At 67.5% G+C, this 13451-nt stretch carries 10 protein-coding genes; 3 read left to right on the top strand and 7 right to left on the bottom strand.

Annotated features, from left to right (window positions below):
• The first annotated feature begins 50 nt into the window (after positions 1-50).
• Complete coding sequence (locus Q8M85_RS05645; RefSeq protein ID WP_305541398.1) at positions 51-1022, top strand: glycosyltransferase family 2 protein; 972 nt, start codon at positions 51-53, stop codon at positions 1020-1022.
• A gap of 72 nt (positions 1023-1094) precedes the next feature.
• Here Q8M85_RS05645 and Q8M85_RS05640 read toward each other — a convergent pair whose 3' ends face one another.
• Both Q8M85_RS05640 and Q8M85_RS05635 read right to left on the bottom strand, forming a co-directional pair.
• Positions 1095-2339, bottom strand: coding sequence for a glycosyltransferase (locus Q8M85_RS05640; RefSeq protein WP_305541396.1), 1245 nt, complete (start codon positions 2337-2339; stop codon positions 1095-1097).
• Positions 2336-3298 (bottom strand): glycosyltransferase family 2 protein, encoded by a 963-nt coding sequence (locus Q8M85_RS05635; RefSeq protein WP_305541394.1) that lies wholly within the window; start codon positions 3296-3298, stop codon positions 2336-2338. The genes Q8M85_RS05640 and Q8M85_RS05635 overlap by 4 nt, the downstream gene beginning before the upstream one ends.
• A gap of 124 nt (positions 3299-3422) precedes the next feature.
• Here Q8M85_RS05635 and Q8M85_RS05630 point away from each other — a divergent pair, with 124 nt between their 5' ends.
• Positions 3423-4190: a WecB/TagA/CpsF family glycosyltransferase gene (locus tag Q8M85_RS05630; RefSeq protein ID WP_305541392.1), complete on the top strand. Its 768-nt coding sequence runs from the start codon at positions 3423-3425 to the stop codon at positions 4188-4190.
• A gap of 11 nt (positions 4191-4201) precedes the next feature.
• Positions 4202-5161, top strand: a complete 960-nt coding sequence (locus Q8M85_RS05625; RefSeq protein ID WP_305541390.1) for a glycosyltransferase family 2 protein — start codon at positions 4202-4204, stop codon at positions 5159-5161.
• A gap of 3 nt (positions 5162-5164) precedes the next feature.
• On the opposite strand, the gene Q8M85_RS05620 is transcribed toward Q8M85_RS05625, so the two are convergent.
• From Q8M85_RS05620 to Q8M85_RS05600, 5 genes are all read right to left on the bottom strand, one after another.
• Positions 5165-6502, bottom strand: a complete 1338-nt coding sequence (locus tag Q8M85_RS05620; protein ID WP_305541388.1) for a hypothetical protein — start codon at positions 6500-6502, stop codon at positions 5165-5167.
• A 6-nt stretch (positions 6503-6508) separates the two neighbouring features.
• Positions 6509-7117, bottom strand: a complete 609-nt coding sequence (locus tag Q8M85_RS05615) for a polysaccharide biosynthesis/export family protein (RefSeq protein ID WP_305541386.1) — start codon at positions 7115-7117, stop codon at positions 6509-6511.
• Between the two features lie 166 nt (positions 7118-7283).
• On the bottom strand, positions 7284-8243 hold the full coding sequence (locus Q8M85_RS05610; protein ID WP_305541383.1) for a hypothetical protein: 960 nt from the start codon (positions 8241-8243) through the stop codon (positions 7284-7286).
• Complete coding sequence (locus Q8M85_RS05605; RefSeq protein WP_305541380.1) at positions 8237-8881, bottom strand: 4'-phosphopantetheinyl transferase; 645 nt, start codon at positions 8879-8881, stop codon at positions 8237-8239. Before Q8M85_RS05605 ends, Q8M85_RS05610 begins: the two co-directional genes overlap by 7 nt.
• Positions 8878-13446, bottom strand: a complete 4569-nt coding sequence (locus Q8M85_RS05600) for a MupA/Atu3671 family FMN-dependent luciferase-like monooxygenase (RefSeq protein WP_305541377.1) — start codon at positions 13444-13446, stop codon at positions 8878-8880. The genes Q8M85_RS05605 and Q8M85_RS05600 overlap by 4 nt, the downstream gene beginning before the upstream one ends.
• Positions 13447-13451: the final 5 nt, after the last annotated feature.

Below are 13451 nucleotides of genomic sequence, written 5' to 3'. Positions count from 1 at the left end.
GATTTCCGTCAGTGTGCCGCCATGACCGCCCCGGATCCCGAATCCCGCCTGTGACCGACACTGAACGTACGCCTGGCCGTGTGGGTGCGGTGGTGATTGGCCGCAACGAAGGCGCGCGACTCATCGCCTGCCTAGCCTCGTTCCCGGTCTGGGTGCGCCCCCTGGTCTATGTCGATTCCGGTTCGACCGACGGCAGTGCCGCGGCGGCGCGGAAGGCGGGTGCCGAGGTGGTGGCGCTGGACATGAGCCAGCCCTTTACCGCGGCGCGTGCCCGGAACGAAGGCTTCGCCCGCCTGCGGGAGCTGGGCGCGCCCGAGTTTGTGCAGTTCGTTGACGGGGATTGCCGGATGCAGCCCGGCTGGCTGGAGGCGGCGGTAGCCTTCCTTGCAGCCCGCCCGTCCGTTGCTGTCGTCTGCGGGCGGCGGCGCGAGGTCCATCCCGAGGCTTCGGTCTGGAACCGGCTTTGCGACGCGGAATGGGATACTCCGCCCGGTCAGGCCAAGGCTTGTGGCGGCGATGCCTTGATGCGGGTAACGCCGGTGGCGGAGGTGGAAGGCTACGATTCAAGCCTGATCGCCGGCGAGGAACCGGAGCTTTGTATCAGGTTGCGCCGGGCCGGGTGGGAGGTCTGGCGGATCGACCAGGAGATGACCCTGCATGACGCGGCGATGACGCGGATCGGCCAATGGTGGAAGCGCACACGGCGCGGCGGGCATGCCTTTGCGGAAGGGGCTGCGATGCACGGAGCGGCGCCGGAACGGCACTGGGTGGCCGAAACCCGGCGGGCAGTCCTGTGGGGGGCGGTCCTGCCGCTGGTCACAGGGCTGGGGCTGGTTTTGACGCCGTGGGCCGGGAGTCTGCTGCTGGCCTATCCGCTTCAGATCCTGCGGCTGTCTCCCAGTCTGGGCTGGGAACGTGCGACCTTTCTGGTGCTTGGCAAGGTCCCGGAAGCGCAGGGCGTGCTGGAATTCCATCTGAACCGCCTGCGGCGGCGGCGGGCCGGGCTGATCGAATACAAGTAGCGACTGCTCCTCGTGCGACTTCGTCTTCTCGTCGCGAGATCTGGCGACAGCAAGGAGCGGCGGAAGCGACGCCTAAGGCCGCAGTCGACCCTCTGGCCCACCCTGACGAAAAAGCTGTGCCAGCCAGGCGCCTTCCCGGGCGATGTCGAACTGTTGCTCGACCGCGCTGCGTCCGGCGAGGCCCATGTCGCGGGCGGCGTTCGGGTTGTCCATCAGCCGGATGATCCGGTCGACCAGCGTCGGCAGGTCACCCGGCGGGACGGCATAGCCGGTCACCCCGTCCTCGACCAGTTCCTGCACCCCGGCCACGCGGCTGGCGACGACGGGGATGCGCGAGGCCAGCGCCTCCATGTAGACCACCGGGAGCCCTTCGGCGAAGGAGGGCAGGACCAGCATGTCGGAGTTGGCGAGGAGGTCCGCGACCTCACCCTGGGTCAAGAAGCCTGCGAAACGGACCGCGCCGTCGATGCCAAGCGCCCTGGCCCGTGCTTCGGCCCCCGCGCGCGCGGGTCCGTCTCCGGCGAGTGTGAGGGTCGCGTCGGAGTGGACCTTTAGCACCTCGGCCATCGCCTCGATCAAAAGGAGCGCGCCCTTGACCGGGTCCAGCCGTCCGACGAAGGCCACCCGCTTGCCATTGCCGCCGGGATCGCGCCGGTAGGCCGAGGGGGTCACGCCGCAATGGACGATGCCGATCTTCGGCCAGTCCGCGGGTTTGGAGAAAAGCATCAGCTGCGCCCGGCAGAAATGGGTGATCGCCACGACGAACTTGGCGCGCGCGATCTTTTCCGGCAGCGACCAGCGGTCGACCTCGAAGAAGATCGCGGGGCCGTGTTCGGTGAAGCTGAAGGAGATGCCCGCCAGTTTCGCGGCCAGAACCGCGACCGAACAGCTGGAGTTGGCGAAATGGTTGTGCAGGTGACGGACGTGATTGCGCGCCAGGTGGTCGGCGAGCACCCCGGCTTCGAGGAAATAGAAGACCTGCCAAATCAGCGCCTTGAGCCCGGGCGAGCGCATGCGAACCGCCAGCGCCAGGGTCGCTGCCCAGGTGCCGGGGCTGCGCAAGAGCGCGCGGCCATGCGCGCCCAGCAAGCGGAGCGGGTTCTTTGCGGTCTTGATGACGTAGAAGGTTTCGGCCCTTGCGGCGATTTCTTCCTGACCCTTGAACTCCGATTCCGGAGGCTGACGGATCGAGCAGGTGAGGACCTTTAGTCCACTGTCCCGGACGGCCTGCACTTCGCGCTGGATGAACGTATGCGAGACCTTGGGGTAGTCGCCAGTCAGATAGGCGATGGGGCCGGACATCGGGGTTTCGGTCATGCGCGCACCTTTCGCCACCACCACAGAAGCTTGCCCGCCCCGCCGGTAGCCGCCAGGCGATAGCGGATGGACCGGGCCTGCGCGAAAGGGCGGGTCAGAATCGCTGCCAGTCCAAGAACGACGAGTTGCGTCGCGCCAACCGCCATCCATAAGGCGACACGGCCTGCGGCCCGAAGTCCCCCGGCATCGCTTTCGACCAGGCAGCGCAGCTGGCCGTCACTGAACCGCCGATGGCGCAGGAAGGACAGGGAAGCCCGGTGCGGTGGAACGATTTCGTGCACAAGAGCGTCCGGTCGCCAGACCATCGGCACGCCGTGGCGATCCACCAGTTGCCGGAAGAGCCAGACATCCTCTCCCCCCGCGTTGAAGGCGGTATCGAAGGGCGGATCCACCAGCGCCAGCGTTGCGCGCGAGAACATCGAATTGCCCGATCCCAGATAGGCACGCAGGTGCTGCACCTCGGCGCCCGGAGCGGCAGACAGGCGACGGCTGAAGACCCGGTCAAGCGGAGCGCGCAGGGCAGGTGGCGGATCCTGGGGATAAAAGGGCTCGACCGCGCCGAAGGAAGCGCGGATGCCATGAGCGGCGGCATCCGCAAAGGCCACCAGCCAGCCAGGGGCCGGCGTCTCATCATCGTCAAGGAAGATCACATGGCCGCCCCTTGCTTCGGCCACGCCCCGATTGCGGGCATGGGCAACGCCGGAGCGGGGTTCGTGGATATAGCGGACGAAGTCAGGGGCGGGGACGGCACGCGCCGACCCTTCGGGCGAATTATCGACCAGCACGAGTTCAACCGGAACGGCGACCGTCCCGATCTGCGCTGCGACGGCCTGAAAGAGCGGGGGCAGGAAATCCTCGCGTCGAAAGGTGGGTACAACGATGGACAAGGCTGGGGCATGGGCAGTGGAAAGGTCCGGTCGCTCCGGTGTCCCTTGAAATGCCTCATCCGCGAATGTCACGAAAAAACCCTGCCAATCCTGTCTTGCAGGAGACTATCCGCTTGACGCGGAATGGACAATCGCCTGCAAGTCTGGATCATGATCAGAGACTTGTGACGACAGAATGGCATAGGGAGAGCAGGATTTGAACGACCGTGCCGACGCAGGTGCCGACGCTCTGGCACTGGTCAATTTCCCGACAGAGGCCGCCTTGCTGGCCGATGTCGAGGCGCGACTGACTGCGGGGCGGGGCTTCGCCATCGCGACGCTGAACCTTGACCATGTGGTCAAGATGCGCCGCGATTCCGGGTTTCGCCGGGCCTATGGGGCGCATAGCCATGTGGTGGCGGATGGCAACCCTATCGTCTGGCTTTCGCGGTTGGCGGGGCGCCGTCAGGTCGCGCTGGTGCCAGGGTCGGAGTTGATCGAGCCGGTGGCGGCGCTTGCGGCGCGGCTGGGGACTCCGCTCGCGTTCCTGGGGTCGACCGAGACGGTGTTGCAGGCCGCCGCGGCGCAGTTGAAGACGGATCATCCGGGGCTGGAAGTCGCAGCCTGCCTCGCGCCGCCCTATGGGTTCGATCCTGAAAGTGCGGCGGCGGATGCGCTGCTGGACCAGGTTGCGGCCTCGGGTGCGCGGATCTGCCTTCTGGCGCTGGGGGCGCCCAAGCAGGAGGTGCTGGCGGCGCGCGGGCTGGCGCGGCATCCGCAGCTTGGGTTCCTGTCGATCGGCGCGGGGCTGGATTTCATTGCCGGGCACCAGGTTCGAGCGCCGGTCTGGGTGCGGAAGATCGCGATGGAATGGCTGTGGCGGATGCTGAGCAATCCCCGGCGGCTGGCGCGGCGCTACCTGGACTGCGCCTTGGTGCTGCCGTCGCTGACCGGCGCGGCCCTGACGGAGCGCAGGCGGAAATGACGGGGGCAGGGATGACAGGTGGACCGACCGTCCTGACGGTGCTGCTGAACTGGCGCACGGCGGAGATGACGCTGAAGGCGGCAGAGTCGGCCGAGCGCGCGATGGAGGGCATCGCGGGCGCGATCGTGGTCGTGGACAATGATTCCGGCGATGGGTCCTTTGAACGGATGTCCGAAGCCCTGGGCGACCGTCCGCGCTTTCGCGTGGTGCAGTCGGGCTGGAACGGCGGGTTCGGGGCGGGCAACAACGTCGGTATCCGGCTGGGCCTGCCGGATGGCAGCCGGCCAGATTATGTCTACATCCTGAACTCTGACGCCTTCCCGGCCCCGGACGCGATCCGGCTGTTGCGGGACTATCTGGAAGCGCACACCAAGGTCGGTTTTGCCGGCAGCTACATCCACGGCCCGGACGGCGAGGCGCATCAGACCTGTTTCCGCTTCCCCTCGGTCGCGTCCGAGCTGGAGGTGGCGGCGCGGACCGGCCCGATCTCACGTCTGCTGGCGCACCGGACGGTTGCCCTGCCGGTGCCTGAGGCGACGGGGCCGGTGGACTGGCTGGCCGGGGCCAGCATGATGATGCGCGACAGCGTGTTGCGCGACATCGGCCTGTTTGACGAGACCTTCTTTCTGTACTTCGAGGAAACCGATCTTTGCCACCGCGCGGCCCAGGCCGGGTGGCCCACGCATTTCGTCCGCGAAAGCCGGGTGGAGCATATCGGGTCGGTGTCGACCGGCATGAAGGCCTGGCGCCGGGTGCCGGGATACTGGCTCGACAGCCGCTGGCACTATTTCAGGAAGACCGGCGGCACGTCGCGCGCAGTTGCGGCGACGCTGGCGCACGTGACTGGAGGGCTGATCCTGCGGCTGCGCCGCCTGGTGCGACCCAGCATCCCGCCAGGGGCGCCACATTTCCTGCGGGATCTGATGGGGCATGCGGCCCGCCAGCTGATGCGGCCGACCCGCAAGGGGTAGGGGTCAGGGGCGAACCTGGAACTCGCGGCTGAGCGCGACAAAGACACCGGGTGAGCGCGCCCGACCATCGGCATCATCGCGCACCCGATATTCGACGCCGGTGTCAAGGTTCCAGTCCTGGGTCAGCTGCTGGCTGTAGCCCGCGCCGAACGAGACCTGCTGGATCGTCTCGACGTCCGAGTCGCTTTGCTCGTAGGCGACATCAAGCGAGATCGAGGAGACTTCGTTGATGTTCTTCAACCAGGTGACGCTGACAATCGAAGTTCCAATCTCGCCATCGTCGTCGTCAAAGCTGACGCGATGGGCCAGTTCCAGACCCAGGGACCCGTCGGGCAGGTCCCGGTCCCAGAGCAGGCTGCCGACCAGATCGGTGCCGGTCGTGTCGGCCCGCGTGACGCCCAGTCGTGCCGAGATCGTATCGCGCGGAGTTTCCATGTCGCGGCCGATCTCGAAGGTTTCGCGCCGGTCATCGTCTTCGTCCGTCGTCACCCGCAACAGCGCGGACAGGGTGCCGACGGGCATGTCGTACGTCGCGCCCAACCGCAGATCGGGGCCGGTTACCCGCTCGACAAGACCGAAATCCTCGGTCTCGATCTCGGCGTAGCCAACCTCGGCGCTGAGGTCGAGGCGTTCGCTGACCGAGTAGTCGAGGCCCGCGTAGGAGACCAGCGTCCGGGTGACGGTCGCGCCGGCGGTTTCTTCCTCGCGTTCGGAGTAGCGCAGGCCCAGCCTGCCGGTCGCCACTTCGGAGAACCGCAGGATCACAGCCGCATCGGCGCGGGCTTCAGTGGTGTCGACCAGGTCAGGGTCCGAGACATCCTGGTAATCCGTGGCCTCGTATTCAAGACCCAGGGCAAGGCCCACGGTCGAAGTGCGGCCAATTTCAAGCCGGGCAGCCAGCCCATAGTCGGTCTGGGTGCCGCTTTCGTCCGCCGCTGCCAGATCTTCGAAGCTGCCGACATCATCGTTGCGCAGGGAGGCGTTGAGTTCCAGAAGCGCCGATGGCACTTCGCGGCGATAGTCCAGCGCCACGGTGGCACGACCGAAGTCGAGTTCGGTGCCCGAGTCGCCTGCCGCATTTTCGACGATCGCCGCGCCCGAGGCGAAAAAGGCCAGCCGGTCCAGTGCCGTTTCGCTGCGCAGCCCGAAGGACAGGAACGTGGCGTTGGCCACGTCTGTCCCGTCCGCCGGGACGGAAAGCGCCTCGTTGCGTATGACTTCCAGACGGTTCTCGATCCCGAAGGTCAACAGGACACCGCCCTCTTGCGCGACTGCAGCCAGAGGCGACAAGACTGTGGTGACGGCGCAGACCCCGCCGAACGCGATACCGGACCGGCGCATTCTGGCTTACTCGAACAGTTTGCGCTGCGGGATGACGATCACGTCGCCGCTGACCAGACGGGTTGCACCGCCACCTGCGGCTCCACGTTCGATCGCGTCGAGGTCGAAGTTGTAGACCTTCTCGGCCCCCGACTTGTCGACACGCCGCAGCTGGACACGCTTCTTGGCGGCGAAAGGTGACAGTCCACCCGCCTGAGCCAGTGCCTGAAGCAGGGTTGCACCCGGCTTGACGTCGACCCGGCCCGGAGCGTTTGCGGCCCCCAGCACGTAGACATCCATGGTGCGTTCGGCTGCTGGCGCCGATGGCACGCGTTCGGCAAGCGCGCTGAGCGTCACGAAGACGGTCGGCGGCGAGGCGAAGTTGGGCGCGAGACGCGCGGTCAGTTCTTCCTGGACCTGGGCCAGGCTACGGCCCGCAGCCCGGACCGACCCGACGAGAGGCAGAGAAATCTGTCCGTCGGGCAGCACGATGGAACTGCGGTTCAGCGTTCCGTCTTCCAGCACTTCAATCTGCAAGACGTCGCCCGACCGGACACGGTAATCCTGGGCCCAGGCCGTGCCCGCCAGAATCGGCAGGACGAAGGCGAGGGCAAGCAAGCGGCGAAGGATGGACATCGAAAAAACTCCCATGCGACCGACAAAGCGGGGCGCGACTGCTACCTTGCAACAGTATTTGCCGCGCGCGCCTTCGGAAAGAGGAAATGCACCCTAAATCCGGCTGAATCGGGGTAGGGACGTGGTGCGATGCCCGTTTGAGCGCCTGGGTGGCGCAAATGCCACATCAGGCAGAAAGGCCGGACAACCCCAGGCTGTTTACGACGTCGCGCGTCACTTCCTGCATCAAACGGGCGACTTCGGGCTCTGGGGCGACTGCGGGCGAGCCGTCAGCCCGGGTCAGCCTTGCCGCCAGGCCCACCGGATCGGCCTGATAAAGCACGGCGTAGTGGACCAGGGCGACCAGGTAGTTGCCAAGATCGTTTAGGTGGATCGGGTCCAGTTTGCCGTCGTCCGACCGCTGGAAGAGGTCGGTCCGGTCGCGGACATTGCCCAGTCCGCCCCGAGTCTCGATCTTGCGGACAAAGGCGGCCAGCACCTGTCCTGCGGGAATCACCCAGATCTGAGCGGCTTGTGGCAGGTCCTTCAGGGCCGGACCAAGCACCCGCGATAGCCAGTAGCGGTCAAGGTCACGGTCAAGGCGTTCGAGCCAGCCGTCGGGGTCGTCCAGCGGGTGCCAGGTTTCATAGAGGTAAAGGCGGACGTCGGGGCGCGCCTCGATGGCCTTGCGCATCCATTTTGCAAGGTAGCGGGGGCTTTCGTAATACCGGATCGAAGCGCGGATCTCGACCATCTCGGTGAGGACGAGGGCGTCGAACTCGCCACTTGCCACTGCTTCTTGCGCCGCACGGAAGCGGGGATGGGCGTTCTCGGAGTCGAACCCGGCGATGGTTGCGTCGCCCCAATGGGCCTGGAGGGTCGTGCCCCAGCCGAGTTGGCTGTTGTAGCTGTGGCCTTGCGGGGCGAGTTGCGCCAGCATGGCCGGCATGTCGCGGTTCACAAGGCTGTGGCCCAGGTGGAAGACGTTCAACGCCCCTTGCGGCGCGGGCAAAGACCCCGCGATTCGTGCCCGGACCGAAGCGGCCGAGGGAGGCCGGGTCAGCGTCCAGTAGAGCGAGCCCGCCACTGCCGCCCCTGCACCCGCCAGACTTGCCAGTATCGCCATCCGCCGCGTCATCTTTACCATGCCACCCCCGCAAGAATCACGCCATCCACCAGCGCAAGCCGCCCGGTGAGGAGCTGTCCGGCCCGGAACGGCCCAATGCTAGCACGGAACTGGGCATTGAAGGCGCCTTCGGCAAGGGTCACCGCCAACGCGTCGAAGCCGAACATGGCGCGGGCGTCGGGGGGCTGCGCCTTGAAGACCGCCTCCTTGGCGCAGAAGACCTGCCGGACAAGGCGCGCGGTGTCGCCCTCCAGCCGCCGCAATTCGTCCGGTGAACAGAAGACGGGCCAAAGCTCGGGCTCAAGCGGTGCGTCAGGTTCCAGATCGACGCCCAGGGGTGCGCCGTGGCGGCCCACCGCGACCGCAAGATCAGCGTCATGGGCAATGGACCCGCAGAGGCCCGGGGGCCAGAGTGCCGCGCGGTCTGCGCCCATCGGCAAGGCTGCGGGCGGGTGTCCAAGCGCCGCCAGGACCCGGCGCGCGGCGGTGCGACCGGCTGCAAACTCGGCCAGGCGCCGGGGGACCGCACCGGCCACCGCCGACTTTTCCTCGGGCCAGAGTGATGCGGGCTCTGCCCGACCGATCCGCTCGACGGCAACAGCGACACTGGCCGGGAAGAGCGCGCGCAGTGCCACCTCGACCGCCGGGGCCGAGGTCATCCCATCGCCTTTTCCCGCGCTTCGCGCATCGCCCGGCGGCGGGCCATCGCATCCGTCCGGGTATCGGCCACGGGGTCGGCAGGGACGGGCGCGACTGCCGCAGGGGGGGCGGCCACGGCGGCGTGGGCGGTCGGTGCCGGGATCATCTTGCCAAGATGCGCGGCCAGTGCCGAGACAACCGGGAAGCGGAAGATGTCGGTGATGGCCAGCCGGTCGGAGTTGAGGGCCACCTTCATCTCGCGGTGGGCCTGAACCGCCAGCAGTGAATGGCCGCCGAGGGTGAAGAAGTTGTCCGATCTTCCGACCTGCGGCACGCCCAGGACCTTGGCCCAGACGGCGGCGATGGTTTCCTCGATCCCGCCTTCCAGCGCGACGGGTTTTGCCATCGCCTGGGGTGGGCCAACCGGGGCGGTGGCAAAGGGAGCGGGAAGGGCCTTGCGGTCGACTTTGCCGTTGGGAGTAAGGGGAAAAGCGTCAAGTCTGACGATGTGGGCCGGGACCATCACATCGGGCAGATGTTCTGCGAGCGAAGCCTTCAGCTTTGGCTCATCGATCGTGCCGTCTGCGGTGACATAAGCCACAAGACGCACATCGCCCGGCTGGTCCTCACGCGCGATGACCACGGCTTGCCGGATGCCGGATGCCGCTTCGAGAGTGGTTTCTATTTCACCAAGTTCGATACGGTGGCCGCGAATCTTCACCTGGAAGTCGGCGCGACCCAGATAGTCGAGCTTGCCGTCCGGCCGGCGGCGGACAAGGTCGCCGGTCCGGTACATCCGGCCCTTGCCCGCAAAGGGGTCGGGGCGGAAACGGTCGGCGGTCAGGTCCGGCCGCTGGAAATAGCCCTGCGCCACACCCTCGCCGCCGATCCAAAGCTCTCCGGCGTCGCCAGCGGACACCGGCGCCTGTGCGTCATCCAGGACATAAAGCGACGTGTTGGCAATGGGTTGTCCGATGTTGACCACGCCCTCGGCGCCGGTGGTCGCCTCGACCGAAGACCAGATCGTCGTCTCGGTCGGACCATACATGTTCAGAACCGGCGCGCCGATGAGGGTCGAGAGGTCACCCGCCAGACGACCCATCAGAGCCTCGCCACCGACGAGCATCCGGTTCAGGCCTTTCAGCGCAGAGCGGGCGCCGTCGTCTTCAGCCAGCATCCGGGCCATCGAGGGCGTGCATTGCAGATGCGTGACACGGTGGCGCTGGATCAAGCCGGCCATCGTGGCGTCGTCTTCAGCGCCGGAATTGGTGATCCGCAACACCTCGGCCACCAGTTTCAGGCCGTCAAGCACCACTTGCGTCGGGATGCCGTAGTCGATCAGGCAGGCCACCTCGTCCACGTCGATGGCTTTCAGCTCTTCGACCCGCCGCACTGCGTCATCGACTGTGCCGAAGAGACCTGAATCGTCGAAGTAGCGCAGGAAGGCGAAGTCGAGGATCGCCTCCAGCTCGTCTGCGGCGAGGGAGCCAAGGTCGATGTCCATCGGGTTCGCCACGCCCTGCGGCTTCTTGAAGGCCGGGAAGGCCCAGGCGTATTGCTTGATCAGGCCTGCCGCCGAGCGGAGGTAGTTCTTCATCGGCTCGCGTGCGACCTCGCGCGCGGCCTCACGGTCCGACGCCAGGAAGGTGTGCAGCATCAGCGTGACCTTGAACTTAGACGGGTCATGGCCCGCCTCCGCCAAGGCCTTGCGGTAGAGCTTGACCTTGCCCGCGACCTCCTCGATCGACTGGCCAAGGAGGTGGGTCAGGACATGCGCGCCCATCTTCCCGGCCTCACGCCAGGTTTCGGGGTTGCCTGCGGTGGTGACCCAGGCCTCAACCTCTTTGGACACCGGACGCGGCTGGGTCTTCACGGCGAAGGGGGCGCCGTCCTTGCGGGGGAATTCCACCGCCTCGCCGCGCCAGAGCCTGCGGACGGCGTCGAGGGAAGCGAACAGCGCCTGGCGGTTGGCGGGCGGCGTGTTTTCGGGGCGGAGGACAAAGTCATCCGGCTGCCAGCCCGAGGCGAAGGCCAACCCTGCGCGACCGTTGGTCAGGTTGTCGATGACCGCCCATTCCTCGGCGATGCGGGCGGGGTGGTGCAGGGGGGCGACGATGCTGCCTGCACGAACACCGATGTTCTTCGTGATCGCGGCTGCGGCTGCCCCGGTTACCGAGGGGTTGGGGTAGGGGCCGCCAAAGGCGTGGAAGTGACGTTCCGGGGTCCAGACGGCGACGAAGCCGTTCTGGTCGGCGAACCTGGCTCCTTCAAGAAGAAGCTCGTATTTCGCAGGGCCGGGCAGGTCGTCATTGCCCCAGTAGTAGACCGAAAACTCCATCTTGCGGGGGTTGATGCCGCCGCCGCCGCCTGATCCTGCCGAGGGTCGCACGCGGGCGGCATCGTCTGCCAGGACCACGGTGAAGCCGTTGGTCAGGGTCCAGAACAGCTCCAGCACCGAGATGTCGAAGCTGAGAGAAGTGACGGCAAGCCAGGTGCCGGGGTCGGTGCCAAGGACGTCGTCCATCCCGGCGAAGAAGTTCAGCGCGTTGCGGTGGGTGATGACGACACCCTTCGGGCGGCCGGTGGAGCCGGAGGTGTAGATGACGTAGGCCGGGTCCTCGGCTTCGGGGCCGGAGGGAGCGGTCGTCTCGGCTGACATGAGACGCGGGTCGGTGTCGAGGATCAGAAGCTGCGGCCCTTGCGGCAGGGCCTGGGCCACCGTGCTTTCGGTCAGGATGACGGGGCAGCCCGAATCGTCGGCGTAAAGCGCCAGGCGGTCGGCGGGGTAGGCAGGGTCCATCGGGACGTAAGCCGCGCCCGCAAGCTGGATGCCAAGCGCGCCCGCGACCATGTCGGGGGTGCGGCGGCACGCAAGGCCGACAAGGGTGCCGTGCCCGACGCCCATGCTGCGCAAGGTGTTGGCAATGCGCGCGGCGCGGGTGGCAAGGTCGGCGTAGGAAAGCTGCGTCTCCCCCGCGATCACGGCGGTGGCGTCGGGTGTCCGGGCCGCCTGGGCCAGGATCGCGGCGGGAATCGTCATGCTGCGGTTGTAGTCACGGGCGGTGGCGGCAAGTGTGCCCCGGTAGACCTGCGTCTCGGCGTCTGAGAGGGGCGAAAGGCTGGCGAGGTCGGCCTGCGGTTGGGCGGCCATCTGGGCCAGAAGGCGTGTGATCCGCGCGGCGAGGCGCGCGGCCTGATCCCCGGTCATGCGGGTCGCGTCGTGCCAGAGGGTTGTGCCGGTCAGCGTCACCGTCGACCCGACAAGGGGGGCCGAGCCTTCGGTCACGGCAAGGCCCGCGGGTGCGAGGGCGGACAGGCCGGGCTCGCGCAGGGCAAGGTCTGCGGCAAGGCCGGTCGCGGTGCGGGCGGCGGACAGGGCCTGGGCGGCCTGGGTTTCGGCGGCGGTCACCGGCCCTGAAGCGTCCAGACGGACCGGGACCCAGGGCAGGAGATAGCCCGGCGCGGGGTCTTTGCCGGTGGCAAAGGCGATGTCACCGCCCGACCGTCCAAGCGCACGGATTGCGGCCAGGGCAAGCCACGTCGGGCCAGTGGCGGGCAGCGGGATTTCGCGCCAGTCGGGGGTGCTGATCGCTGCGCGATCCAGCACCGGGTCGGGTTTCAGAAGGAGGCCGCGCAGGCGTGTTTCGGCGTCGGCCGCCGGTGTCAGGGCGGCATCCAGGGCCGTGGCCTCGGCCTCGGTCGGGGAGGCAAGGGCGGCCCCGGCGCGGGCGGTGTCGACGGGAAGGCCCTTGAGGCAGGTCAGGCCGGACAGCTTCACCGCATTGGTTCCGCAGGCCACGGTCAGGCTGTCGGCATCGCGTGCGAGAATGGTGCCGGCCACGCCGGTCGCGACGACGACCTCGGCCTGGCCGACGGCCCAGACTTGACCCGAAACGTCGATCTTCGCCACCGCCAGCGGGTTGCGATAGCCGCCGTGGTCGAGCGCACGGACGGTGCGGGACACTGCCCCGGCAGGTTGGGTGAAGTCCAGGCGACCGTTGGCCCGAGGCCGATCGGCGCGGCGCCAGACATGGCGGGCGCCCTGGGCCTGTGGCTGACGCGGCTGACCGCCGGCTTCCATCGCGGTGATCACCTCGGGGAAGCTGTCCACCGCCGCGGCAAAGCAGCGCGCGTTCAGGGTGAAGGCGGTGTCATCGGCGTCGATGGCAAAGCTGCGGGTGGCCAAAACCTCGCCCTCGTCGATCCCGGCAGTCATCAGGTGCCAGGTGATCGCGTGGGTCGCCTCTCCGTTCAGAAGCGCCCAGACCGGGGCGTTGAGGCCCGCATAGCCGGGAAGAGGGCCATCGTGGAAGTTGACGCCGCCGTGTCGTGCGAGCTGCATCAGCGGTTCGGGCACCAGTGACAGGTTCGCGACCGACAGCACCCAGTCGACGGCCAGCCCCTTTGTCCGTTCGACCAGCCCCGCCCCCGGTGCGATCACCCGCAGGCCCGCGTCGACGGCCCAGGTGGCAACCCGAGGCTCGCGCGTGATGACGGCGGCGAGGGTATGTCCCCGCTCCAGCCAGCGCTTGCCACATTCGACCGTCAGGCTTTCGTTGCCGATCAGAAGGGCTGTCAGGGTCATTTGTA

The organism is Tabrizicola sp. (assembly GCF_030694085.1).
In the GTDB taxonomy this organism is placed as follows: Bacteria; Pseudomonadota; Alphaproteobacteria; order Rhodobacterales; family Rhodobacteraceae; genus Tabrizicola.
Note: the sequence above shows the minus strand (reverse complement) of the source record. Positions and strands in the feature narration are given on the sequence as shown.